Source organism: Nocardioides sp., assembly GCF_041393715.1.
Taxonomy (GTDB): Bacteria; Actinomycetota; Actinomycetes; order Propionibacteriales; family Nocardioidaceae; genus Nocardioides.
This window is the reverse complement of the sequence record NZ_JAWKJQ010000002.1, coordinates 1-23,340: the sequence shown is the minus strand read 5'-3', so window position 1 is coordinate 23,340 and position 23,340 is coordinate 1. Positions and strand designations below refer to the sequence as shown.

Here is a 23,340-nt window from a genome sequence, read left to right as displayed (position 1 = left end):
CCGGTCGTCGTAGGCGCCGACGGTGAACCACGACTCCGAGGGGGCGTTCTGTCGCGTCACGACGCCGGGCTCGAACATGTTGGAGGCCATCTCGATGACCGCCCGATCGTCCGGGAGGGTCCGACGATGTCGGCCATGTCGTCGATGGTCATGCCGTTCTGCAGCCCGACCACCAGCCCGTCGTCGGCCAGCACCGGCTTGACGAGCTCGACGGCCCAGCGGGTGTCGTAGGCCTTGACCAGGACGAAGACGAGGTCGAACGGCTCGCGCAGGGTGGCGACCTCGCACAGGTGCAGCGCGCGCACCGGCGTCACCTGGGTCTCCTCGGGCAACCGCACCTCGATCCCGTTCGCCCGCATCGCCTCGACGTGGGCCGGCCACTGTTCGATGAACGTCACGTCGAGGCCGGCGCGGGTCAGGTCCGCGGCGATGGAGGCGCCCTGGGCGCCGGTGCCGATGAAGCCGATGCGGGTCACGATCTCTCCCTCTGGAAGGCGGCCGACCACAGGGTCAGGTTCCTCGAATGTACATCTAGACTTCACGCCGTGTACAGGATAGAAAGACATGATCACGGGCCGGACCGGCGAAGTGACCGCCGTACCCCGCCCGTGACGACAGGTTCGTTCACTCGAACTGAATCCATCCGACGGAGGTCAGCGCCATGGTCGACAGGCTCCTCATCCAAGGCGCCGCGGTGGTCACGATGGACCCCGAGCTGGGCGACCTGGAACGGGCCGACATCCTCGTCGAGGACGGCCGGATCGCCGCCATCCGGCCCGACCTCCAGGTCGACGCCGAGGTGATTCGGGCCGACACCATGATCGCGATGCCGGGCATGGTCGACACCCATCGCCACACCTGGCAGACCGCGCTGCGTGGCATCCTCGCCGACGGCAACATCCCCGACTACCTCCGCGGGATCCGGCTGCAGATGGCCCCGCGCTACCGCCCCGAGGACATGTACGCCGGCAACTACGTCGGCGCCCTGGACGCGATCAACTGCGGGATCACCAGCGTCGTGGACTACTGCCACAACATCCTGGAGCCGGACCACGCGCACGCCTCGGTGCAGGGCCTCCTGGACGCCGGCATCGGCGGGCTCTACGCCCACGGGATGACGCCGGTCACCGAGAACACCTGGTCGGAGAGCCGGGGAGGGACCGTCGGCGGTGACGGCAACCCGGCCAGCTACGCCACCCGCGAGCACCTGGCCCGGCAGATCAAGGACACCCACTTCGCCGCCGACGGGGTGCTCCGCTTCGGCATGGCGCCGCAGGAGCTTGCCATCACGCCCGAGGCGGAGGTGGTCCGCGAGTACGCCCTCGCTCGCGAGCTGGGCGCCCGGATGACCCAGCACGCCAACCAGGTGATGGTGCGACAGCTGTTCAAGGACGTGGAGGCGCTGCACCGGCTCGGCCTGCTCGACGACGACCTGCTGCTCGTGCACTGCACGTTCAACACCGACGAGGAATGGCGGCTGCTCGAGGACACCGGGGTGATGGTGTCGGTCTGCGCCGAGACGGAGATGCAGATGGGCATGGGCTACCCGGCGATCGAGGAGGTGACCCGCCACACCCCGGGTCCCAGCCTCGGCATCGACTGCGTCAGCGGCAACAGCGGCGACCTGATCACCCACAGCCGCCTGGTGCTGCAGGCCAGCCGCTACCGGGCCGACGAGCCCGGATACCAGCAGTGGCTGGCGCCCCAGGAGATGTCGTGGACCACCCACGACGCCCTCTCCTGGATCACGATCAACGGCGCGAAGGCCGCCGGGGTCGCCGACGTGGCCGGGTCGCTCACCCCGGCAAGCGGGCCGACGTGGTGCTGCTCGAGATGGGCGGGATCAGCCAGGCCGGGTGGAACCGCCACGATCCGGGCGGCGCGATCATCTCCCAGGCCGGCCTCGGCTGCGTCGACACCGTGCTGATCGACGGGCGGGTCGTGAAGCGGCACGGCGAGCTGGTCCACGTCGACGTCGCCGCCGCCCTGGCGACGCTCGAGGAGTCCCACGAGCACCTCTATCGCGAGATGCACGACCACGGCGGGTTCATCCCGCAGCCCCCGGTGGACATCCCGCTCTACCGAGACCGGGCCTGAGTTCAACGTGACTTAACGAATTGGTAACCGCTGCTTGACGGCCATTCACTGTGACTTCTAGTCTCCGTGCTGTGACCGCACTCACACCTCGAGCCGAGGTTGGCGAAGGAGCTCCGACACCATGACCAAGCGCACCCTGCTCCGCGGTGGCACCGTGATCACGGCCCAGACCGTCGGCGAGGTCCTCCCCGACACCGACGTGCTGATCGGCGAGGACGGCACGATCGAGGCGGTGGGCCCAGCGCTGGACGCGGAGGCCGAGGTGCTCGACGTCTCCGGCCGTGTGGTGCTGCCCGGATTCGTCGACACCCACCGCCACACCTGGCAGTCGGTGGTCCGCAACGTCGCCTCCGACTGGTCGCTGACGGAGTACCTCGCCGGGCTGCACACCGGCCTGAGCAAGTACTTCCGCCCCGAGGACACCTACGCCGGCAACTACCTGGGCGCACTCGAGGCGCTCGACGCCGGCATCACGACGCTCGTCGACTGGTCGCACAACCTCGCCACGCCGGCCCACGCGGACGCCGCGATCGCCGCCCTGAAGGACACCGGGATGCGCGCCGTCTTCGCCCACGGCGGCGGGTCGCGGCAGTGGGGCGCCCCCCTCCCCTCGCCCCACGACCACCCCGCCGAGGACGCCCGCCGCATCCGCGACCAGTACTTCTCCGACAACACCGGGCTGGTCACCATGGCGCTGGCACTGCGCGGCCCGCAGTTCACCACGCCCGAGGTGAACGCCCACGACTTCGAGCTGGCCCGCGAGCTCGACCTGCGCGTGACCGTGCACGTCGGCGACGGCTACTGGGGCAAGTCCGGGCCGATCCGCAAGCTCCGCGACGACGGCTTCCTGTCGGACCGGACGACGTACGTGCACTGCTGCACGCTCGGCGACGACGAGCTGCAGATGATCGCCGACTCCGGCGGCACGGCGTCGTGCGCACCCGACGTGGAGATGCAGATGGGGCACGGGTTCCCCGCCACCGGGCGCCTGCTGAAGGCGGGTGTCCGGCCCACCTTCTCCATCGACGTCTGCTCCTCCAACGGCGGCGACATGTTCGGCACCATGCGCACCGCCATCGGGATGCAGCGGGCTCTCGACAACGCACCGTCGGTCGACACCGGCGAGGTCCTCGAGCGGATCGACCTGAGCTGCGGCGACGTGCTGCAGTTCGCGACGCTCGACGGCGCCCACGCGGCCGGCCTCGACCACGTGACGGGCTCGATCGCCGTCGGCAAGGCCGCCGACCTGGTGGTCCTCGACGACCGATCGCTGGCGATGACCCCGCTCAACAACCCGCTCGGCGCGGTCGTCTACAACGCCCACCCGGGGCTGGTGCGCGACGTGTTCGTGCAGGGCAACCGGGTCAAGAAGGACGGCGTGCTGGTCGGGGTCGACTACGACCGGCTGCGGAGCACCGCGGTGGCCTCCCGCGACTACATCGTCGGCGAGATGCCAGAGGCCCATCTCGACGGCTCGTGGCATCCGGACCTGGCCACCCAGCAATGACCGCCACCACCGTGGCGGCGCGCGAGGCGCCCGCCAACCGTCGTTCGGCGACCGCCGAGCTGCTGTCGTGGCCGGGGACCCGCGCGCTGATCGCGGTGCTGGCGCTGTTCGCCGTCAGCCCCCTGTTCGCGACCGGCAGCGTCAGCAGGATCGCGCTGCTGTCGATGCTTCCGTTCGCGGCGCTGACGGCCACCGTGGCGATCGGCCAGACCCTGGTCATCCAGCAGGGCGGCCTGGACCTGTCCATCCCCGGGGCCGTGACCCTGGCCGCCCTGATCGTGGCGAAGTTCGGCGCCGCCGACTCGTGGGGCCTGACCACCGCGGTCCTGGTCGCGATCCTCGGCACCTCGCTCTTCGGGATGCTCAGCGGACTGGTCGTCGCCGTGTTCGGCCTGCCCCCGCTGGTGGTGACGATCGCCAGCCAGGCACTGCTGGTCGGCATGGTCCAGGCGGTGTCGGGTGGCTTCGGGGCGCAGGTCACCCCGCAGCTCAGCAGCTTCGCGCTCAGCCGCTACGGCGGCATCCCGGTCCTCGCCCTGTTCGCCGTCGCTCTGGTGGTCGTCGTCCACGTGGTCCTGAAGCTGACCCGGGTCGGCGGCGCTTCGAGCTGGTGGGTGAGAACCCGCACAGCGCGAGCAACATCGGGATCCCGAGCAGGCCCTACGTCGTCGCGGCGTACTGGCTGGCCAGCATGCTGGCGGCCATCGCGGGCGTGATGCTCGCTTGCTGCTGCGCAGCCCCACCCTGACGGCAGGCGACAACTACCTCCTGCCGTCGATCGCTGCCGTCGTGCTGGGAGGCACGGCCCTGACCGGCGGGCGAGGAGCGTGGTCGGCACGGCCCTCGGGGCGCTCTTCCTCGCCCAGCTGAGCCAGCTCGTGGCCACCTTCACCCAGGCCACCGCGGTTCAGAACATCGTCCAGGCGCTGATCATCGGCGTCGGGATCGTCGCCCAGCTCCAGTTCGGCGGCGGCCTCGTCGAGGCTCCTGAGCCTCGTCGGAGGGAAAGCAAGTCCAGGCACAACGTCACGACCGACTCGCCCTGAGGAGTTGCAGTAGATGTTGACAACCACACGAGGTACCCGCCGAGCCGGGGCGACGATGGCCGTCGTCGCCGCGCTCGCGCTCGCAGCCTGCTCATCGACGAACAGCACCACCGGTGCCTCGGACACCTCAGTCGAGCGACGGCGCCGCCGCGCCTGACATCGCCGCCGGCAGCGTCGGCACCGTCGACCAGTTCGCCAGCATGGACGACGTCTGCGGAGACAAGCCGATGAAGGTCGGGGTCGTCGACGGCTACGGCACGAACTCCTGGTCCAAGACCGTGCTCGCGGAGATCGAGAGCGAAGCGGCGAAGTGCCCGCCATCACCAGCGTCGACTTCGCCGCCGGCGCTCGGCGACCTGGCAACGACCACCTCGGCGATCACCAGCATGGCGCCGGGCGGCGTCGACATCATCCTGGTCATCCCCGACGCCGGGCCCGGCAAGGCGCACGTCCCGGCCATGAAGCAGGCGACCGACGCCGCTCGATCGTGGTGCCGTTCGCCTCCGACCCGGAGGGCACGGCGGGCACCGACTACCTCGACTACGTCGACCAGGACCCGAAGTACTCCGGCAAGACCTGGGCGCAGTGGGTGGCCGACCAGCTCGGCGACAAGGGCGGCAACGTGGTCTTCCTCGGCGGTCCCGCCGGCGCTGCGGTCTCGGAGCAGGAGTTCGTCGGCGTCAAGGAGGTGCTGGCGGACAACCCGCAGCTCAAGCTGCTCACGCCGGACCCGGTCGTCACCAACTGGGACCCGGCCGAGGCACAGAAGGCGATGGCCGGCCTGCTGGCGAAGAACGACAAGATCGACGCCGTCATCGCCGACTACGGCGCCGTCGCCGCCGGTGTCATCCGGGCCTACGAGAGCGCGGGCATCTCGGTGCCGCTGCTGACGTCGACCGACGACAACTCGCTGAGCTGCGGGTTCGCGGACATCAAGGCGAAGAACCCCGCCTATGAGCTGGCCACCGTCACGTCCCGCACCTGGATCGGCCGGGTGGCTCTGCGCAAGGCGGTCGCGGAGTTCCAGGGCAACAACGACACCGAGCCCTCGATCTACGAGTTCGCGCTGGCCGAGGACTCCACCGGGCAGACCGACGGTGCCAAGGCTCCCAGCGACGCCTGCCTGCCGGACGCTCGCCGGACGCCTCGCCGTCGTCCCTGCTGACGTCTGCTGAGTTCGCGAAGATCTTCAGCTGATGGCAGAGCCGACCAGCGTCGTACCCTCCTCGTCCTGACCGAGATCACCAAGACCTACCCGGGCGTCAAGGCGCTCAGCGGCGTCAGCGTCAGCGCCGCGCCCGGCAAGGTGCACGCGATCCTCGGTGAGAACGGCGCGGGCAAGTCGACGCTGGTCGGCATCGCCGCGGGCTCGGTCGTGCCGGACTCCGGCACGGTCGAGCTCGGCGGCGAGGAGTTCGCTCGGGTCCGGACTCCGGGAGGCACGCGAACGCGGCCTGGCGATCGTCTACCAGACGCCCGCGCTCGCGCCCGCCCTCTCGGTCCTCGACGCGGTGCTGCTGCTGGTCCCCGACGCCCTCCGGCCCGCCCGGCGCGACGCGGCGAGCTGGCTGACGCGGCACTTCGCGGACCTCGGGCTCGACCTCGACCACACCATGCTCGTCTCGCAGCTCACCCCGCGCGAGGCGCACCTGGTCGAGATCGCGGCCGCCCTGGCTGCCGAGCCCCGGGTGCTCGTCCTGGACGAGCCGACCGAGGCACTGGGCACCGAGGAGACCCGCTGGCTGTTCGACCAGATCGCCGACCTGCTCGCGCGCGGCGTCGCGATCGTCTACATCACCCACCGGATCCCCGAGGTGATCGAGATCGCCACCGACCTCACCGTGCTCCGCGACGGCCGGGTCGTCGGCGAAGGGCGGGTCGCCGACTTCACGGCCGACGAGATCGTCGAGGCTGATCATCGGTCGCTCCCTGGAGACGACCTTCCCGGCCAAGGCCGAGCCCGGTGCGGACGACTCGACGCCGGCGCTGGAGGTCCGGCAGCTGTCGGGCGCAGGGTTCACCGACGTCTCGTTCGCGGTGAGCCCCGGCCAGATCGTCGGCCTGGCCGGCGTCGAGGGCAACGGTCAGCGCGAGCTGCTGCGGGCGCTGGCCGGCGGCGGGAGCACGTCCGGCTCCGTCCTGATCGGCGACCGCGAGGTCAACGTGCGGTCCACGCGAGCCGCGCGAAGATCGGGCATCGTGTTCCTGCTCGAGACCGCCTCGGCGAGGCGATGTTCGGCAAGATGTCCGTGCGGGAGAACGTCGTCGCGCCCTCGCTGGACGTGGTCATGCCCACCAGGTTCGTCCACCGCTCACGGGAGTACCGCTTCACCCGCGAGGCGATCTCCGGCCTGGCGGTGAAGACCCCCACCCTGGAGACGTCGGTCTCCTCGCTCTCCGGCGGCAGCCAGCAGAAGGTGCTGCTGGCGCGGGCCCGGATCGGCAGTCCCCAGGTGGTCCTCGTCGAGGAGCCCACCCAGGGGGTCGACGCGGGTGCCCGGGTCGAGATCATGCCTTCCTCCGCCAGATGGCCGAGTCGGGGATCGCCGTCGTGGTGCTCTCCACGGACGCCGTGGAGATCGAGGGCCTCGCGACCGCGTCGTGGTGTTCTCGCGAGGACGCGTCCAGGCGCTGCTGAGCGGCGACCAGGTCACCGAGCGGTCGGTGACCGGCGCCGCCGTGATGTCGACCGGCGTGTCCGACGTGGTCGGCCGCGCGCCGGCGCGGAAGCCCAAGGCCCGGCTCCCGTCTCGGCTCGGCCACGAGCTCAACACCGGCCTGCTGCTCCTGCTCACCCTCATCCTGGCCATCGCCACGTCCACCAAGGACAGCGCGTTCCTCAGCCCGCTCAACACCAGCCAGCTGCTCGCCGCCAGCTCGGTGCTCGTGCTCGCCGGTCTCGCCCAGCTGCTCGTCGTGATGACCGGGGGCATCGACCTCAGCCTCGGCTCCGTGGTCGCGCTGTCCGGCGTCGTGGTGTCCTTCAGGCCAGGCCGGTGGCGCCTACTTCCTGCTCGGCGTGCTGCTCGCCCTGGGTTCTGGACTCGTGGTCGGTCTCGTCAACGGTGTGCTGGTGACCAGGCTCGGCTGCCCGCCGTCATCGCCACCCTGGTCACCTCGATCGCGGTGGTGGGCACCGCCCAGGTGCTGCGCCCCTATCCCGACGGCAGCTCCTCGCCGGCCATCATGACCGCCATCGGCACCGCCATCGCCGGCGTGCCGTTGGTGCTGGCGGTGGCGGTCGGACTCGCCGTCGCGATCTGGTTCATCCTGCAGCGGACCGCGCTCGGACGGTCGTTCCGCGCGGCCGGGTCGGACCCGGTCAAGGCCAACCGGATGGGCGTGAGCGTGCCGGCCATGCGCCTGCTCGCCACGACGGCGGCCGGGGTGCTCGCCGCGCTGGCGGGGCTCGCGCTCTACTCGCGCACCGGGATCGGGGACGCCAACACGGGCCAGGCCCTCACGCTGGCGTCGGTGACCGCGATCGTGATCGCGGGAGCGAGCATCTTCGGCGGCTCCGGGTCGGCGATCGCGGTGGCCGCCGCGGGCATCCTGCTGCAGACGATCTCCAACTCCATCGCCTTCCTGAGCCTCGGGCTGGCCTGGCAGTTCTGGCTCCAGGGCGTCTTCGTGCTGGCGGCCGCCATCCTCCCGATGCTGGTGCGTGCGCTGCGCAACGCCCGCGACCGGCGGGAGGTCGCCCAGCCGAGCCCGCGACCTGGCGAGGCGGCGGCCTCGGTGCCGCAGGAGTAGCGCCCGCCCCGCCGGGCCGGCGTACGACGGACCGGTCGACCCGGTGAGCCCGGGAGCACCGACCGGTCAGGCCAGGATGCGAGCAGGTGCCTCGAGCAGCCCCAGGAAGCAGCGCATCCACCTGCCGCCGCGGCGCCGTCGACGCATCGGTGGTCGACGGCCAGGGTCACCCGCATCACCGAGCCGACGGTGACCGCACCGTCGACCACGACGGCTCCTCACGCACCGCCCCGACCGCGAGGATCGCGGACTGGGGCGGGTTGATGATGGCCGCGAACTCCTCGGTGCCGAACATGCCCAGGTTGGACACCGACACCGTGCCGCCCTCGATCTCGGCGGGTTGCAGCCGCCGGTCCCTGGCCCGGCCGGCCAGCTCGCGGAGCTCGGCCGCGACCCGGGTGACCGTGCTGACGTCGACGTCGCGGAGCACCGGCGTGACCAGCCCCTCGGGGGTGGTCACGGCCACGGCGACGTCGACGGCGGCGAACCGGCGTACGGCGTCACCGGTCCACTGCACGTTGAGATCGGGAACCAGGGTGTGCGCGCGGGCCACCGCCTTGACGACGAGGTCGTTGATCGAGACCTTCACGCCGCCGTCGGCGACCCCCTCGTTGATCTCGGTGCGCAGCGCCAGCAGCCGGTCGACGCGGGCGGTGCCACGGACGTAGAAGTGCGGCGTCGACTGCTTGCTCTCGGTCAGCCGGCGGGCGATCGCCTGCCGCATCCGGGACGCGGGGACGTCGGTGAAGCCCGCGTCCGTCGTCTCGGCCGGGGCTGCGGAGGAGGCAGCAGCGACGGCCTCGGCCGCGGTGGGTTCGGCCCGGCCGCGCGAGGCGAGGTAGTCCTCCACGTCGCGGCGCCGGATCCGGCCGCGGGGGCCGCTGCCCGGGATGTCGGCGAGCTCGATGCCGGCCTCGGCGGCGATCCTCCGGGCGAGCGGACTCGTGAAGATCCGCGGCCGGCCGTCGGCCGCCGGCGCGGCGTCCTCCTCTGCCGTCGCCTCGACCGCCGGCTCCGGCTCCGGCTCCGGCTCCGGGGCGACCGCGCCCTCGGAGAGCCCCAAGGTGCTCACCAGGGCCTCGACCGCGGCCGGTGAGGACTCGTCGTCTCCCCAGATCGCGATCGGCGCGCCGACCGCCACCTGCTGGCCCTCGGGCACGAGCAGCCGCAGCAGCACGCCGGCGGCCTCCGCCTCGATGTCCACGACGGCCTTCTCGGTCTCGACGGTGACCAGCGCATCGCCCGCGGCGTAGCGCGCGTGCGGCTCGACCAGCCAGGTCGCCAGCAGCGCCTCGGTCGTGTTGGCCGCGACCTCCGGCATCCTCAGCACCTCGAGCACGTCAGGCCCCCAGACCCTCGGTCGCGGCGATCTCGGTGAGCTTCGCGACCGCCTCCTCGGTGCGCGCGAACGCGGCGCGCTCGAGCACCTTGCTGATGCTCGGCGACGCCTCGCCGCCGTGCAGCCGCTCCACGGGGGCATCCAGCCAGTCGAACAGCCGGCGGGCGATCTCGTCGCCCAGCCAGCCGCCGTACGACGTGCCGACGGCGCCCTGCTCGGCGATCAGCACCCGGTTGGTCTTCTCGACCGAGGCGGTGATCGTCTCCCAGTCGAGGCTGGCGCGGTCCAGCCAGCGCAGGTCGATGACCTCGGCGTCGACACCGGTCTCGGCGACGGCGTCGAGCATCGGCTGGGTCATCGCGCCGTAGGTCAGCACGGTGAGATCGGCGCCCTGTCGGCGGACCGCGGCCCGGCCGACGGGGAGGCAGTGGTCGAGGTCGCCGGGCAGGCCCGGGCCGGTGGAGGCATAGAGGTCGACGTGCTCGAGCACCACGACAGGGTCGTCGCAGGCGAGCGCGGTGTTCATCAGGCCGGCGTAGGGCGTGGACGGCGCCACGATCCGCCAGCCGGCCGCGGTGGCGAGTCCCCCGCCGGGTCCATCGAGTGCTGCGAGCCGTAGCCGGTGCCCATCGCGGTCTTGGTGCGCAGCACCAGTGGCGCCGCGCCGGTGCCGCCGAACGTGGCGGGCCTTGCCGATCTGGTTGAACAGCTGGTCGGCTACGGCCCACATGAAGTCGGCGTACATGAACTCCACGACCGGGGCGGAACCGTCCGTCGAGCGCCGATGCGCCGCCCAGGCCCGTGAAGGCGTTCTCGGAGATCAGGGTGCCGAAGGACCCGGTCGGGGTAGGCGTCCTTGAGGCCCTTGGTCGCGCCGTTGGTGCCGCCGCTGAGCCGGTGCACGTCCTCACCCATCACGACGACGCGCGGGTCGGTGGCCATCCGGCGGTTCATCACCTGGGAGACGGCGTCGATGAACTTCACGTCCTCGAGCGCGTCGGCGTGGTCGGCCACGTCGGTGAAGGTGACCTGGGCCAGCTCGCTCAGGTCGCCCCGGACGCCGACGTCGACGAACGCGGGGTCGGGCCACTCCTCGGGCCGGATGCGCCGCTCGCCGGGCTTGCCGCCGGGCAGCGGCTCGAGAACCACCTCGCCGATCTCCGCCCATCAGCGCCTTGGCACCGTTGCAGGCGGCCTCGACCTGGTCAGCGGAGAGGATGCCGCGCCGGATCCAGGTGACGCGGTCACCTCCAGCGGGTCGCGGCTGCGCCACTCGGCCTCCTCCTCCTTGCTCCGGTAGCGGAAGGCCGAGCCCGGGAAGGGGCCGTTCTGGTGGAAGAAGCGATAGACGTCGGCCTCGACCAGGGCCGGCCCCCTGCCCTCCGCAGGTGCTGGAGCGCCTCCTGCATGGTGGAGTGGACGGCCAGCGGGTCCATACCGTCGACCTTCCAGGACCGGATGCCGAAGCCCGGTCCGCGAGCGGACCGCGTCTCCGCCGTCACCTCCGAGACCGTCGACACGGCGTACAGGTTGTTCTCGACGAACAGGCACAGCGGCAACGACCAGGCCGCGGCGAGGTTGAGCGTCTCCAGCGTGAGGCCGATGTTCATCGCGCCGTCGCCGAAACCAGGTCACGGCGACGGCGTCGGTGCCGGCCAGACGGTGGCTGAACGCGGGCCCGCCGCGAGCGGCACGCCACCGCCGACGATCGCGTTGGTGCCGATCGCGCCGGCCTCGAGCCACTGCAGGTGCATGCTGCCACCGCGACCGTGGCTGAACCCCTGCTCCAGGCCGCAGATCTCGCGCAGCGTGCGCAGCAACGCCGACCGGACGTCGTCCGGCCAGGGCTGGAGTGGGATCACCTTCGGGTGCAGGGTGGTAAGCACCTTGGCCCGGGAACTGGTGGTGCCCGCGGTGCGGCGTTGACGGTGTCGGCCGAGGTCCAGGGTCGGGCGAGGCCGACGCACCGCCCTCCTGGCCGATGCTCCGAGTGCGCCGGACCGTGCACCAGACCCGCGGCGGCCAGCTCCAGCACCAGCTCCTCGAAGGTCCGGACCAGCAGCAGCTGGCTGGGCATCGCGGTCAGCGGGTCGGGGGCGGCGGCGTCCCAGTCGTCGGTGGTGACCGTCAGCTGCGTCCACTGCGCACCGGGCACGAGGTCGTGGCGCATCGGCATCGCACGGCTCCTTCCAGGAGGATCTGCCCGCCAGCCTGGCAGATATTGGATCAATCATCCGATAGTGGTGTTCTGTGCGGATGTGAGCAGACTGGCGGTTTCGGATCAACGGCGAGGTGTTCGTCATGCTTTGCCCGGGCTCAGCCGACTCGACCACATCGGCTTCCGCCAGTGCCGGACCTCGACCAGGCCCGCCAGCTTGACCGACGATGCTCGGCTGCGACTGCTCCTCCCTCGGTCCGTTCCAGGCCGACGACGACTGGATGCACGACCACCTCAACGTCGACCCGCGCACGGTGATGCGTCAGCTGCGGTTCTACCGCTGCGGTGAGCAGGCGGTCTTCGAGGTCTTCGAGTACGACGCCCGCGAGCGCCGCTCCGAGCCCCCGCGCAACAGCGACGTCGGCGGCCACCACGTGGCGCTCTACGTCGAGGACCTCGACCCCGCGGTGGCCTACCTGCGCGAGCGCGGCGTCACGGTGCTGGGCGACCCGAGCGACGGGCGCGAGGGCCTCGGAGGGTCAGCGCTGGGTCTGCTTCCTCCGGCCCACGGGATGCAGTTCGAGCTGGTGTCCTACCCGGCGGCAGGCCTTCGACCACGATCGAGCGGTTCGGCGGGGGCGCCTGTGGCTGCGACGCCAGGCCCGGCCCCGGCGTCAGCAGCCAGCGGATCGCCGAGACGCTCCGCGAGGAGATCCTGTCCGGCGAGATCCGTCCCGGCACCTGGCTCCGCCAGGACGAGATCGCCACCCGCCTCGGCACCAGTCGACTCCCGGTCCGCGAGGCGCTACGCATCCTCGAGACCGAGGGCCGAAGCCGACTGCTGCCGCGGCGGTCGGGTGCCGGTGCTCGACCTCGATCCAGGTCAACACGCTCTACCGGATGCGCAGGCGGCTGGAGCCGCTCACCCTCATCCTCAGCCTGGAGAACCTCCACGACGAGCAGGTGGAGGAGATGGCCGACCTCGAGGGCGAGATCGAGGCCAACACCGATACCGCCCGCTTCCTGGCCCTCGACCGCGACTTCCACATGGCGTCGTACGCCACCTGCCGAGCGAGCAGCTGCCCCAGGCGACCACGATCCGACTGGCGGAACTCCACCTTTACCGCCGCTGGACTGGAGCTGGCGGCACCGACCGGATGACGGTGGTCAACGCCGAGCATCGACTCATCCTCGACGCCGTCCGGCGCCACACGACCGGACGCCGAGCGCTTCCTCGTTGCTCATCCGACGGACCGGGTGGAGCTGACCCAGCACCCCGAGCTGTTCGCCGTGCTCTGGGGCAGGGCCGACCTCGGCGGCGGTGACCCTGCCGCAGAGGACCTCACAAGTGGAGCTGAGGGTGCCTGGAGTTCACAGCATAGGTCACAGGTGACAGGTCGCTGGTGAGTCGCGACATCAGTCGCACCTTGCTGGAGTCGGCGGCCAGGGTCGCGGCCATGTCCCAAACTCGTGTCGCTGTCCTTAAGGTCGTCTCCAAGCAGCTCAGCGTGACCCAGGCCGCCGCCGAGTACGGGCACAGCCGGCGGCATCTTCAACGGTACGGCCCGCTACCGCCAGGGCATCGACGCGGTCGGCCCGCGGTCGCGGCGACCGCGGTCCAACCGCAGGCCCTCCGAGGTAGGTGCGGGACCGGATCATCGCGCTCGGGCTCAACTGACCACCGACGGTCTGGACGCCGGGCCGGTGACGATCGCCTGGCACCTCGAACGAAGGCCACCGGGCACCCTCGACCTCGACGATCCAAACCAAGGCAAGGTCGAACGCTTCCAGCGTTCTCAAACGCTGGCTCGCAAGCAACCCACTGCTGCGACCCCAGCCACCCTCCAGGTCCAACTCAACCGGTTCCGGCAGATCTACCCAGCCAGCACCGTCCGCGCCGCAACTCGACCGACGTACCCCAGCCACCGCCTACCACACACTCCCCAAGGCCAGGCCCGCCAGCCCCGGACCAGCGGCCACTACCGACTGCGCTACGGCCGCGTCGACGACAGGGCAAGATCTCGATGCGCCGCGCCGACAAGATGCACCACCTCAGCATCGGCTACCACCCACCGCGGCAAACGTCCTGGTCATCGCCGGCGACACCACCGTCGCCATCGGAGCTCGACCGGCGAGGTCCTTGCCACCCACAACATCAACCCACCAGCACTACTGGCATAACACAAAGAGCCCCGACGATGGCCGGGAAGCTCCGGCGAGTGACATGTCGCGACTCAGGTGAGACCTGCTGTCGCGACTCATCACAATGGTGGAGCTGAGGGTGCCTGGGTTCACGACATAGGTCACAGGTGACAGGTCGCTGGTGAGTCGCGACGTGGTGCACCTTGCTGGGTCGGCGGCCGGAATTCGACCATGTCCGAAAATCGTGCTGTCGCCAAGGTGCGTCTCAAGCAGCTCAGCGTGACCCAGGCCGCCGCCGAGTGGGTACAGCCGGCGACATCTTCAGCGACACACAGCTGCTGCCGCCAAGACGGCATCGACGCGGTGACCCGCGGTCGCGGCGACCACGGTCCAACCCGCAGGCCACCTCCGAGGTAGTGCGGGACGGATCATCGCGCTCGGGCTCCAGCTGACCACCGACGGTCTGGACGCCGGGCCGGTGACGATCGCCTGGCACCTCGAACACGAGGCCACCCGGGCACCCTCGACCTCGACGATCCGTCGGGTCCTGCACACGGCCAGGCTGATCCGTCCTGAACCGAAGAAACGCAGGTCGTCCTACCGGCGGTTCCTGGCCGCAGCCAGCGAGTGTTGGCGGTCGACTTCACCCACTGGCGCCTGGCCGACGGCACCGACGTCGAGATCCTGACCTGGCTCGACGACCACTCCCGCTACCTGATCTCCTGCACCGTCACACCCCGTCACCGGCGACATCGTGGTCGAGTCGTTCCTAGCCGCAGGCAACGAAAACGGCTTCCCAGCTGCGACTTTGACCGACAACGGCCGCGTCTCACCGCCCGCCACGGTGGCGGAAGAACGCCTTCAGTACCTCTGATCGCCCTACGGATCACCCAGAGAAGACGCAGTGCGAACCGCACCCCAGCCAGGCAAGGTCAGGCGCTTCCAGCAGACCCTCAAACGCTGGCTCGCCAAGCAACCCACTGCTGCGGCCAGCCACCTCCAGGTCCAACTCAACCGGTTCGGCAGATCTACAACCAGCACCGTCCGCACCTGACTCGACCGACGTACCCACAGCCGCCTACCACCTCCCCGGGAGGCCAGGCCACCGGCGGTCCCCAGCGGCCACTACCGACTGCGCTACGACCGCGTCGACGACTGGGGCAAGATCTCGATGCGCCGCGCGCCCGACCAGTGCACCACCTCGGCATCGGCTACACCCACCGCGGCAAAACCGCGTCCACCAGCCATCGCTGACGACACCGTACACCATCGAACTCGAAACCGGCGAAGGTCCTCTCCTACAACATCAAGCCCCGCCAAAGCACTACTGGGCCAACACACAAGAGCCCCCGGCCGATAGCCGAGCTCCAGGCTGGTGACGCATGTCGCAGCTCAGGTGAGACCTATGTCGCGACTCATCACATGTTGGAGCTGAGGATTGAACTGACCTTCTCATTGCGAACGAGACGCGCTACCAGCACCGCCGCAGCCCGGATGCGTCGTACGACGCGAGGAAACAGTAACTCAAAGCCGCAGCGGCGTACCGAATCGGTTGCGGGGTCAGTCCCGGCGCCTGAGCAGTACGCCGGTGAACGGCTGCACGGTGCCCCAGGGGGTGTGGTGGTCGTCGGACGCGGTCGCGGCGGCCCGAAGCCGGGGAACTCGGCGGCGAGGTCGTCGGCGAAGATGCGCGACGGGGAGGCCGCTGCAAGGTGGTCGGGCCGTCGGGTCCGAAGGTCACGCTGACCACGAGCCATCCGCCGAGGCGCAGGTGGCGCCGGGAGGCGCAGTGACGGCGGCGCTCCACCGGCTCGGTGAGGAAGTGGAAGACGCCGCGGTCGTGCCGACCGCGACCACGCCGACCGAAGGTCGAGATCGAGGACGTCGGCCTCGACAGACTCGGCAGCAGCGGCGTTGTCCAGCCGGGCGCGCGCCGTCGCGAGCGCGTGGTGGCCGAGAGGTCGACCACGGTCACGGCCTCGCTGGCAGCCCCTCCCGACCAGCCGTAGAGCCAGCGCCGACCAACCACCGGCGTCGAGGATCGCGGCGTCGTGGGGAAGGCGGCCTACTCGATCAGGCCCAGGGACAGGGCGGCACCGGCTGCACCCACCACGACACGTCGGTCTCCGACTTGCCCGCGTGGGCACCTCCCCAGGCGCTCCCGGCGGAGGTGTTCAGGGTAGGAGGGCGCCGTCTGTCGGCGGAGAATCTACCTGTCCGGATAATTCGGCCGGCGTCACCGTCTGCGACGCCTCACCGCCCCGTCTGCGACGCCTCGGGGTCAGCCGGCGGCGCCGGCGGCGCGCTGGCCGCCGGAGGCGTCATCGGCCTCGCAGGCGGCGCGGGCGGCGGCGGCCTCGGCGTCGGCGCGACGCGCCAGGGCGGCGTCGGCCTCGGTGCGGCCGGAGGTCCACACGCCCTCGGCGCCCAGGTCGATACCGCGCACGGTGCGGGTGGCGGCCGGCTTGTCGACGTAGGTCGGCAGCGTCACCGGCACCGGGTCCCACATGCCGGGCTCCGCGGCGGCCACCCGGGCGATCTCGGTGGTCTCGTCCATGTCGAGCTCGTCGGCCACGGCCGGCGTCTCGGCCGGGGCGGGGACGGCGCGGGGCGGACGGCGCCGCGCGGCGCGCTCGCCCTTCACCATCAGCCGGCAGGCGACCAACCAGGCCGCCAGCAGGCCGCCCGGGATCCCGACGTACCCCCACGCGAGCGAGCCGGTCGCCGCCCCGCCGGCCACGGCGGCCAGCGCGAGCAGCAGCAGGCCCAGGACTCGCCGCCGGCGCCGGGTCGCCCGCTGGGCGGCCTGACGCTGGCGGCGCGCCTGCGCCGCACGGACCTCGACAGGAGAAGCGCCGAGAGCCGGACGAGTGGGGGGCACCTGGGCGGCCACGGTCGCGGCAGTGGCCGGAGCAGCGGCGGCAGACACGGCGGCCGAGTCCTCGGCCGAGTCCTCGGCCGGGGCGGACGCCTTGCCCGACACCACCAGCGCGGCCGCGCGCGAGCTGGTCGGCTCGCGACGCGCGAGCACGCGCAGCCGGTCGGAGAAGCGGTCGACGGAGCGGTCCTTCGTCGCCTGCTCGTGGTGCTGGATCGCCTTGGGGATCAGATAGATGGCCCAGGCGACGGCGACGCCGACGAAGAGGAGTACGTCCACATGCGGAATGCCCACGGAGCGCAGCCTAGGAGTGCTTGCGCATCCTGAGGCGGATGTCAAGTGGTGTGTCGGGAAATCACTCGTGTGACTCCAGGGACTGGAGATAGCGCGCGAGCATCCCCTCCGGGCACTCCTCGACGGTCACCGCGTAGATCCGGTGGTCCCGCCAGGCGCCGTCGATGTGGAGGAACCTCGGCGCGTAGCCGACCTCGTGCAGGCCGAGCTTCTCCACGACCCGGAGCGAGTTGGTGTTCTCCGGGCGGATCGCGATCTCGATCCGGTGCAGCCCGCCCGCGCCGAACGCGTGGTCGATCGTCATCGCCACCGCCCGCGGCATCACCCCGCGGCCGGCGTACGCCCGGTCGATCCAGTAGCCCAGCGACGCGAACTGTGCCGAGCCGCGGACGATGTTGTTGACGGTCACCTGACCGGCGAAGCGCCCGTCGACCTCGATCACGAAGGGGTACGACGTCCCGGCGCGCGCATGGTGGCGCATCGCCCGCACCACGGCACGGAAGGTGGCCGCCCGGGGCGACCCTCCGGGTGGGACGGTCGCGTCCCAGGGGCGCAGCCAGTCGGCGCTCCGGTCACGAGCGTCCCGCCACGGCCCCGCGTCCCGCATCTCGATCGGGCGCAGCCGGACCGGGCCGCTGCGCAGCACCGCCGGCCAGCCGATGGTCAATGGTCGCTCCCGGGGATCTGCTCCACGGCGTGCACCAGCCACGGCTCGAGCACGGCGAGGCCGTCCTTGACCCCGCCCTTGGAGCCGGGGAGGTTGACCACCAGGCAGCCGGCGGCGACCCCCGCCAGTCCGCGCGACAGCACCGCCGAGGGGACTCCCTGCGCCACCCCGTGGGCCCGGATCGCCTCGGCGACACCGGGGATCTCCCGGTCGAGCAGCGGCCGGGTGACCTCGGGTGTCAGGTCGGTGGGCGTCAGCCCGGTGCCGCCGGTGGTGAGCACCACCCGCGCGCCACGGGCCACCGCGTCGGCGATCGCCGCGCCGACCGGCTCGCCGTCGGGCACCACGGCAGGGGCCTCGCAGGCGAAGCCGAGCCGGGTCAGGAAGGCCTGGATCAATGGACCGGTCTCGTCGGGGTAGACCCCGGCGGCGGCCCGGTTGGAGGCCACCACCACGGCGCCGAGGAGGGCCTCAGGCACGAGCCCAGTCCCCGGACTTGCCGCCGGTCTTGGACTCCACCCGGATGTCGGTGATCACGGCACCCTTGTCGACCGCCTTGACCATGTCGACGACGGTGAGAGCGGCGACCGAGACCGCGGTCAGGGCCTCCATCTCGACGCCGGTGCGGTCGGCGGTGGAGACCGTGGCGGCGATGTCGACGCCGTCATCGGCGACGGTCAGGTCGACGGTCACCGCGGAGATCGCGAGCGGGTGGCACAACGGGACCAGCGACGGGGTCTGCTTGGCCGCCATGATGCCGGCCACCCGCGCGACGGCCAGCGCGTCCCCCTTGGGGACGCCCTCCCCGCGCAGCAGCTCGACCACCCGTGCCGAGACCAGCACCCGCCCCGAGGCGACGGCGGTGCGGGCGGTGACCTGCTTGCCGGAGACGTCGACCATCCGGGCGGCCCCGGACTCGTCGACGTGGGTGAGCCGGTCCATCAGAACTCCTCGTCGAGGCGGAGCACCTGCACCTGGTCGCCGGCCAGCACCGAGGTCTGGTCCTCCGGCACCACGATCAGACAGTCGGCGGTCGCCAGGTCGCCGATGAGGTGCGACCCGGGCCCGCCGGCGGGGGTGACGGTGCGGTTGGCGTAGGTCCCTCGCATGAACTGCCGCCGCCCGGGCGGTGACGAGAACGCCTTGGTGAGCCGGGCCTCGGTGGTCGGGCGGACGTAGGGCCGCAGCCCCATCATCTTGCGCAGCGCGGGCAGCACGAACATCTGGAAGGAGATGTACGACGACACGGGGTTGCCCGGCAGCGTGAAGATCGGCGTCTCGTCCTCGCCGACGGTGCCGAAGCCCTGAGGCTTCCCCGGCTGCATCTTGACCGGCCCGAACCACACCGACCCGAGCGGAGACAGCGCCTCCTTGACCACGTCGAAGTCGCCCTGGGAGACGCCGCCGGAGGTGACCACCAGGTCGGCGCGCACCAGCTGGTCGGACAGCGCGTCCATGAAGGCCGCCGGGTCGTCGGGGACGATCCCGACGCGATAGGCGATGGCGCCGGCCTCGCGCGCCGCCGCGGCGAGCAGGTAGGAGTTGCCGTCGTAGATCGCGTCGTGCGAGAGCGGGGTGCCGGCGTCGCGGAGCTCGGAGCCGGTCGACAGCACGACCACCCGCGGCCGCGGGCGGACGCGGACGGTGCCGAGCCCGACGGCCGCCAGCAGCCCGAGGTGCCGCGGACCGAGGACGGTGCCGGCCTCGACGAGCAGGTCGCCGGGGGTGACGTCCTCGCCGGCGGAGCGGATGTGCGCGCCGACGGCGGGTGCCTGGGTGATCTCCACGTGGGCCACCCCGCGGTCGGTCCACTCGTAGGGCACCACGGCGTCGCAGCCCTCCGGCACCGGCGCGCCGGTCATGATCTTGGCGGCGGTGCCGGGCGACAGCGCGAGCAGCGAGGCCTGGCCGGCGCCGATCTCCCCGACGACCGGCAGCCGCACCGGGTGGTCCGCCGAGGCCCCCTCGACGTCGGCGGCGACGACGGCGTAGCCGTCCATCGCCGAGTTGTCGAAGGTCGGCAGCGCGATCGGCGCGTGCAGGTCCTCGGCCACCGGCAGCCCGAGTGCGTCCATCAGCGGCTGCGGGAAGTGCGGCAGCTCCTCGATGGTGCCGAGGACGCGGTCGAGGAGGTCCTCGACGGTGATCGGCTCAGCCATCGAGGCCCTCGCCGAGGTCCGAGGAGCTGAGCACGGTCCCGGCGGCGACCCGCTGGGCGCCGTCGGGACGCTCCAGGCTCACGTCGCCGACGACCTGGATGTCGCGGCCGAAGGTCCAGTCGCCGTCGACGCGGAACGCGTCCGCCTCGCGCAGGGACGGGGCGCCTTCGGGGAACCGGCGGTCGAACTCCTCGACCAGCCGGTAGTAGTCGGCGTCGAGCTCGACGTAGGGCAGGTCGTCGGAGCGCTGGTCCATCACGAAGTCGGTGCCGAGGTCGTAGACGTCGGAGCGGAGCACCAGCAGGTCGTTGGTGGTCTTCACCGGCACGAACCGGTCGCGGCCCACCTCGATGGTCTGGGCACCCTCGAAGACCTCGATCGCGGCGCCCATGGCGGACTCGATCTGGACCACCGTGGGCGTGGACGGGTCACTGGGGTCGACGGTCTTCTCGTTGCGGATCAGCGGCAGGCCGAGCACCCCGTCGCGCTCCTCCATCAGCCGCTTCATCTCGGCCACGTCGAACCACAGGTTGTTGGTCGAGGTGAAGCGGTGCCGGTCGAGGTCGGCCAGCGCGGCGCGGTCCTCGGGCAGCGTCTGGGCGGTCTCACGGAGCACGATCCGGCCGTCGACCTTGCGGCGCGCGAAGTGGCCGCCCTTCTTGTCCGAGGCGCTGCGGCGCACCGCCTCGATCGCGAACGGCGCGCCCGAGGCGGCGAACCAGCCCGCGACCTTGGCGTCGGGCACCGCGCCCAGGTTGTCGGAGTTGGAGACGAAGACATGGCGGTAGCCGGCATCGATCAGCCGGTCGAGCAACCCGGTGCCGACCAGCGCGGTGTAGAGGTCGCCGTGGCCCGGGGGGCACCACTCGAGGTCGGGGTCGGCCGGCCAGGAGATCGGCGTGAGGTCCTTGACCCGGAGCTTGGGCTCCTTGTTCTGCAGGAACTCCAGCGGCAACCCGGCGACGGGGAGGTCCTCGTAGCGCGCCAGCGCCTCGAGGGTGTCCGCGCTGGTGCGGAAGGAGTTCATGAAGACCAGCGGCAGCGTGGCGTCGTACTCCCGGCGCAGGTGCAGGATCTGCCGGGCGATGATGTCGAGGAAGGACAGCCCACGGCGCACGCACAGCAGCGACTTGGCGCGGTCCATGCCCATCGAGGTGCCCAACCCGCCGTTGAGCTTGATCACGGCGGTGTGCCGCACCGCCTCGGCCGCCACCTCGGGGTCGACCTGCGCGTCGTCGAGATGGGGCATGTCGACGGGGTCGATCGAGGACTCGGGGATCATCCCGGTCTCGCCGTGCTCGAGCAGCCGGTAGTAGTGCGCGAACACCTCCACCGCGGCCGGGTCGACGCCGGCCTCCACCATCTTCGCTCGTGCTTGGTTCAAACCTGGACTACCCATGTCTCGATCGTAGGCTGGCGGGGTGGACCCGTCACAACCCACGGCGGCAAAGACCGCGGTGCGAGACCGACTCGAGACCTCCCGCAACCGACGCAGCCTCGCCGAGGTGGCGCGCTGCGCCGCGCAGATCGCCGACCACCTGCTCGCGCAGCCGGAGGTACGCCGGGCGGCCAGCGTGGCGGCGTACGTCTCGGTGGGTCACGAGCCCGGCACCGGCATCCTGCTGGAGCGGCTGCTCGCGGCCGGCAAGCGGGTGCTGCTGCCGCTGACCGTGGGCAGCCTCGCTCGGGGCGGCCTCGACCTCGACTGGGCGCCCTACCAGGGCCCCGGGTCGCTGGCCGCTGCCCGGTTCGGGCTGCTGGAGCCGGTCACCGAGCCGCTGGGTCGCGACGCGATCGGCACCCCCGACGCGCTGCTGGTGCCCGGACTGGCGGTGTCGCCGGCCGGGGTCCGGTTGGGCAAGGGTGGTGGCTGCTACGACAAGGCGCTCGCCCGGGTTCCGGTCGGCACCTTCACCTGCGTGCTGCTCTATGCCGACGAGGTGGGCCTCGAGGTGCCGGTCGAGCCGCACGACCGGCCGGTGACCCACGCCGCGACCCCCGACGGCGTCATCCGGCTGCCCCTGGGGCGGCCGGTGGCCGCAGGGTGAGCGTGTCCACGCCGGCCGCCCGCACCGCCGACTCGGTCCACGCCCAGGGCAGCGTCCGGCCGGCGACGTAGAGGTCGGTCTGGTCGACGTAGTGGCTGCTGGCCGGGTGGCCCGACACGCCGGTCAGGTTGATCCACGTCGAGTGGTCGAAGTCGGCGAGCGAGACCACCATCCGCATCGACGGGGCGGCCGTGACGGTGTAGTCGTCGGCGGCGTTCCAGGAGGTCGCGTCGACGATGCTGCCACCTCCGGCGACGGGGTAGCCGGTGCGGTTGACCAGCGCCTCGACGGGGCCGACGCCCGACTTGCCGAGCGTGCCCTCGACCAGGTCGAGCCGGTGCACCCTCCCCCAGGACCAGTCCTCGGGGTCGAGGGACTCGCGTCGGGTCAGCTCGTCGCGGGCGTCGCGCATCGCCTGGCGGAGGATGTCGTCGCGGGTCTCCACCACGTCCTCGGTGGCCCGGTCGTCCCACCAGGAGTCGGTCGGCCGCTCGAGCAGGCGGGTGACCACGGCGAACCAGCGGTCGCCACCGTCGGGCCACAGCGACTCGCGGAGCTCGTCGTGGAAGGTGAGGCGGAGGAGGTTGGACCAGACGGCGTTGTAGTAGGCCGCGGCGGCGCTGTCGGCCGGCTGGTGGCCGTCCCAGTCGCGCAGCAGGTCGGGCCCGACCTGGAAGTACGGCGACCCGCCGTCGTCGACGGCCAGCAGGTAGGGCACCAGCGTGGCGGCCATCGGGTTGAGGTCGTCGAGCTGGATCGCGGACATGTCGGCCACCGAGGAGGTCCCCTGCTGCTGGAGCAGGTCGCGGATCCGCTGGGAGCGATAGCCCTGGTCCCAGTCGCTGGTGAGGTGGAAGGGATAGTCGGGTCCGATCACGGCCTGGTTGGCGGTGACGATGAACCCCTCCGCGGGGTCCAGCTCGTGGGGCAGCGCCTCGAAGGGCACGTAGCGCCCGGTCCAGTCGTTCTTGGGCCGCCAGCCCGCCACCGGCACCAGCCCGGTGTGTCCGGGCCGGCGGATCGGGACCATCCCGGGCGCCTGGTAGCCGATGTGCCCTGCGCGGTCGGCGTAGACGAGGTTCTGGGCGGGCACCGCGAAGTCGCGGGCCGCGGCCCGGAACTCGCCCCAGTCCGAGGCCAGGTCGAGGGCGAGGATGGCGTCGGCGGTGGTGGATGGGGTGAGCGCGGTCCAGGCCAGCGACACGGCGTAGTCGGTGCTCCCCAACGGCGCGGCGTTGGCCCCGACCGTGGC

General features: G+C 71.5%; 23 protein-coding genes and 6 pseudogenes. 14 read left to right on the top strand and 15 right to left on the bottom strand.

What is annotated here, in order from left to right; translation table 11 throughout:
• Positions 1–56: 56 nt before the first annotated feature.
• Positions 57–476, bottom strand: a complete 420-nt coding sequence (locus R2740_RS02955; RefSeq protein WP_371301202.1) for a ketopantoate reductase family protein — start codon at positions 474–476, stop codon at positions 57–59.
• Positions 477–661: 185 nt separating this feature from the next.
• Between R2740_RS02955 and R2740_RS02950 the strand changes: the two genes are divergently transcribed.
• From R2740_RS02950 to R2740_RS02930, 5 genes are all read left to right on the top strand, one after another.
• A complete protein-coding gene (locus R2740_RS02950; protein WP_371301201.1) occupies positions 662–1,927 on the top strand; it encodes an amidohydrolase family protein in 1,266 nt (421 codons plus the stop codon).
• A complete protein-coding gene (locus R2740_RS02945) occupies positions 1,921–2,097 on the top strand; it encodes a hypothetical protein (RefSeq protein WP_371301200.1) in 177 nt (58 codons plus the stop codon). Before R2740_RS02950 ends, R2740_RS02945 begins: the two co-directional genes overlap by 7 nt.
• Before the next feature lie 121 nt (positions 2,098–2,218).
• Complete coding sequence (locus tag R2740_RS02940) at positions 2,219–3,604, top strand: amidohydrolase family protein (protein WP_371301199.1); 1,386 nt, start codon at positions 2,219–2,221, stop codon at positions 3,602–3,604.
• Positions 3,601–4,320, top strand: coding sequence for an ABC transporter permease (locus R2740_RS02935; RefSeq protein ID WP_371301198.1), 720 nt, complete (start codon positions 3,601–3,603; stop codon positions 4,318–4,320). Before R2740_RS02940 ends, R2740_RS02935 begins: the two co-directional genes overlap by 4 nt.
• A 111-nt stretch (positions 4,321–4,431) precedes the next feature.
• Complete coding sequence (locus R2740_RS02930; RefSeq protein WP_371301197.1) at positions 4,432–4,650, top strand: hypothetical protein; 219 nt, start codon at positions 4,432–4,434, stop codon at positions 4,648–4,650.
• Positions 4,651–4,900: 250 nt separating this feature from the next.
• Here R2740_RS02930 and R2740_RS02925 read toward each other — a convergent pair whose 3' ends face one another.
• Positions 4,901–5,071, bottom strand: coding sequence for a hypothetical protein (locus R2740_RS02925; protein ID WP_371301196.1), 171 nt, complete (start codon positions 5,069–5,071; stop codon positions 4,901–4,903).
• A 66-nt stretch (positions 5,072–5,137) separates the two neighbouring features.
• Here R2740_RS02925 and R2740_RS02920 point away from each other — a divergent pair, with 66 nt between their 5' ends.
• From R2740_RS02920 to R2740_RS02895, 6 genes and pseudogenes are all read left to right on the top strand, one after another.
• Positions 5,138–5,815, top strand: a complete 678-nt coding sequence (locus tag R2740_RS02920) for a substrate-binding domain-containing protein (RefSeq protein ID WP_371301195.1) — start codon at positions 5,138–5,140, stop codon at positions 5,813–5,815.
• A gap of 141 nt (positions 5,816–5,956) precedes the next feature.
• A pseudogene (locus tag R2740_RS02915) lies at positions 5,957–6,013 on the top strand (hypothetical protein); the annotation flags it as partial.
• A gap of 91 nt (positions 6,014–6,104) precedes the next feature.
• A pseudogene (locus R2740_RS02910) lies at positions 6,105–6,302 on the top strand (hypothetical protein); the annotation flags it as partial.
• 385 nt (positions 6,303–6,687) lie between these two features.
• Positions 6,688–6,795: pseudogene (locus R2740_RS02905) on the top strand (hypothetical protein); the annotation flags it as partial.
• 86 nt (positions 6,796–6,881) lie between these two features.
• Positions 6,882–7,070: pseudogene (locus R2740_RS02900) on the top strand (hypothetical protein); the annotation flags it as partial.
• A gap of 181 nt (positions 7,071–7,251) precedes the next feature.
• On the top strand, positions 7,252–8,403 hold the full coding sequence (locus R2740_RS02895; protein ID WP_371301194.1) for an ABC transporter permease: 1,152 nt from the start codon (positions 7,252–7,254) through the stop codon (positions 8,401–8,403).
• 179 nt (positions 8,404–8,582) lie between these two features.
• Here R2740_RS02895 and R2740_RS02890 read toward each other — a convergent pair.
• The 6 genes and pseudogenes from R2740_RS02890 to R2740_RS02865 all read right to left on the bottom strand — a co-directional run.
• Positions 8,583–9,724, bottom strand: a pseudogene (locus R2740_RS02890) (dihydrolipoamide acetyltransferase family protein); the annotation flags it as partial.
• A 19-nt stretch (positions 9,725–9,743) separates the two neighbouring features.
• Positions 9,744–10,487, bottom strand: coding sequence for a transketolase C-terminal domain-containing protein (locus tag R2740_RS02885; protein ID WP_371301640.1), 744 nt, complete (start codon positions 10,485–10,487; stop codon positions 9,744–9,746).
• Positions 10,460–10,891, bottom strand: a complete 432-nt coding sequence (locus tag R2740_RS02880; protein ID WP_371301193.1) for a hypothetical protein — start codon at positions 10,889–10,891, stop codon at positions 10,460–10,462. Before R2740_RS02880 ends, R2740_RS02885 begins: the two co-directional genes overlap by 28 nt.
• 95 nt (positions 10,892–10,986) lie before the next feature.
• On the bottom strand, positions 10,987–11,352 hold the full coding sequence (locus R2740_RS02875; protein WP_371301192.1) for a thiamine pyrophosphate-dependent enzyme: 366 nt from the start codon (positions 11,350–11,352) through the stop codon (positions 10,987–10,989).
• A gap of 21 nt (positions 11,353–11,373) precedes the next feature.
• Positions 11,374–11,604, bottom strand: coding sequence for a hypothetical protein (locus R2740_RS02870; protein WP_371301191.1), 231 nt, complete (start codon positions 11,602–11,604; stop codon positions 11,374–11,376).
• Positions 11,601–11,918, bottom strand: a complete 318-nt coding sequence (locus R2740_RS02865) for a hypothetical protein (protein WP_371301190.1) — start codon at positions 11,916–11,918, stop codon at positions 11,601–11,603. Before R2740_RS02865 ends, R2740_RS02870 begins: the two co-directional genes overlap by 4 nt.
• A gap of 601 nt (positions 11,919–12,519) precedes the next feature.
• Here R2740_RS02865 and R2740_RS02860 point away from each other — a divergent pair.
• Positions 12,520–12,705: pseudogene (locus R2740_RS02860) on the top strand (GntR family transcriptional regulator); the annotation flags it as partial.
• Between the two features lie 95 nt (positions 12,706–12,800).
• Positions 12,801–13,061: an FCD domain-containing protein gene (locus R2740_RS02855; protein WP_371301189.1), complete on the top strand. Its 261-nt coding sequence runs from the start codon at positions 12,801–12,803 to the stop codon at positions 13,059–13,061.
• Positions 13,062–16,323: 3,262 nt separating this feature from the next.
• On the opposite strand, the gene R2740_RS02850 is transcribed toward R2740_RS02855, so the two are convergent.
• The 6 genes from R2740_RS02850 to R2740_RS02825 all read right to left on the bottom strand — a co-directional run bounded on the left by R2740_RS02850 (position 16,324) and on the right by R2740_RS02825 (position 21,439).
• Positions 16,324–17,214: a hypothetical protein gene (locus tag R2740_RS02850; protein WP_371301188.1), complete on the bottom strand. Its 891-nt coding sequence runs from the start codon at positions 17,212–17,214 to the stop codon at positions 16,324–16,326.
• 61 nt (positions 17,215–17,275) lie between these two features.
• Complete coding sequence (locus R2740_RS02845; protein ID WP_371301187.1) at positions 17,276–17,881, bottom strand: GNAT family N-acetyltransferase; 606 nt, start codon at positions 17,879–17,881, stop codon at positions 17,276–17,278.
• On the bottom strand, positions 17,878–18,360 hold the full coding sequence (locus R2740_RS02840; protein ID WP_371301186.1) for a molybdenum cofactor biosynthesis protein B: 483 nt from the start codon (positions 18,358–18,360) through the stop codon (positions 17,878–17,880). Before R2740_RS02840 ends, R2740_RS02845 begins: the two co-directional genes overlap by 4 nt.
• Complete coding sequence (moaC, locus tag R2740_RS02835; protein ID WP_371301185.1) at positions 18,353–18,823, bottom strand: cyclic pyranopterin monophosphate synthase MoaC; 471 nt, start codon at positions 18,821–18,823, stop codon at positions 18,353–18,355. The genes R2740_RS02840 and moaC overlap by 8 nt, the downstream gene beginning before the upstream one ends.
• Positions 18,823–20,040 carry a gephyrin-like molybdotransferase Glp gene (gene glp / locus R2740_RS02830; protein WP_371301184.1) on the bottom strand — a complete coding sequence of 406 codons (1,218 nt, stop codon included), beginning with the start codon at positions 20,038–20,040 and terminating at the stop codon, positions 18,823–18,825. The genes moaC and glp overlap by 1 nt, the downstream gene beginning before the upstream one ends.
• Positions 20,033–21,439 (bottom strand): UTP--glucose-1-phosphate uridylyltransferase, encoded by a 1,407-nt coding sequence (locus R2740_RS02825; protein ID WP_371301183.1) that lies wholly within the window; start codon positions 21,437–21,439, stop codon positions 20,033–20,035. The genes glp and R2740_RS02825 overlap by 8 nt, the downstream gene beginning before the upstream one ends.
• Positions 21,440–21,461: 22 nt before the next feature.
• On the opposite strand from R2740_RS02825, the gene R2740_RS02820 reads away from it, so the two are divergent.
• Complete coding sequence (locus R2740_RS02820; protein WP_371301182.1) at positions 21,462–22,088, top strand: 5-formyltetrahydrofolate cyclo-ligase; 627 nt, start codon at positions 21,462–21,464, stop codon at positions 22,086–22,088.
• On the opposite strand, the gene R2740_RS02815 is transcribed toward R2740_RS02820, so the two are convergent.
• On the bottom strand, positions 22,048–23,340 hold a 1,293-nt coding region (locus R2740_RS02815; RefSeq protein WP_371301181.1), incomplete at its 5' end, for a penicillin acylase family protein. The genes R2740_RS02820 and R2740_RS02815 overlap by 41 nt on opposite strands.

Excerpts from the sequence above, each read along its gene's own strand:
- R2740_RS02855 (WP_371301189.1), top strand. The coding sequence starts at position 12,801 with ATGCGCAGGCGGCTGGAGCCGCTCACCCTCATCCTCAGCCTGGAGAAC.
- moaC (WP_371301185.1), bottom strand. The coding sequence starts at position 18,823 with ATGGACCGGCTCACCCACGTCGACGAGTCCGGGGCCGCCCGGATGGTC.
- R2740_RS02925 (WP_371301196.1), bottom strand. The coding sequence starts at position 5,071 with ATGACCAGGATGATGTCGACGCCGCCCGGCGCCATGCTGGTGATCGCC.
- glp (WP_371301184.1), bottom strand. The coding sequence starts at position 20,040 with ATGGCTGAGCCGATCACCGTCGAGGACCTCCTCGACCGCGTCCTCGGC.
- R2740_RS02940 (WP_371301199.1), top strand. The coding sequence starts at position 2,219 with ATGACCAAGCGCACCCTGCTCCGCGGTGGCACCGTGATCACGGCCCAG.
- R2740_RS02885 (WP_371301640.1), bottom strand. The coding sequence starts at position 10,487 with ATGTACGCCGACTTCATGTGGGCCGTAGCCGACCAGCTGTTCAACCAG.
- R2740_RS02865 (WP_371301190.1), bottom strand. The coding sequence starts at position 11,918 with ATGCCGATGCGCCACGACCTCGTGCCCGGTGCGCAGTGGACGCAGCTG.
- R2740_RS02935 (WP_371301198.1), top strand. The coding sequence starts at position 3,601 with ATGACCGCCACCACCGTGGCGGCGCGCGAGGCGCCCGCCAACCGTCGT.
- R2740_RS02875 (WP_371301192.1), bottom strand. The coding sequence starts at position 11,352 with ATGAACATCGGCCTCACGCTGGAGACGCTCAACCTCGCCGCGGCCTGG.
- R2740_RS02950 (WP_371301201.1), top strand. The coding sequence starts at position 662 with ATGGTCGACAGGCTCCTCATCCAAGGCGCCGCGGTGGTCACGATGGAC.
- R2740_RS02825 (WP_371301183.1), bottom strand. The coding sequence starts at position 21,439 with ATGGGTAGTCCAGGTTTGAACCAAGCACGAGCGAAGATGGTGGAGGCC.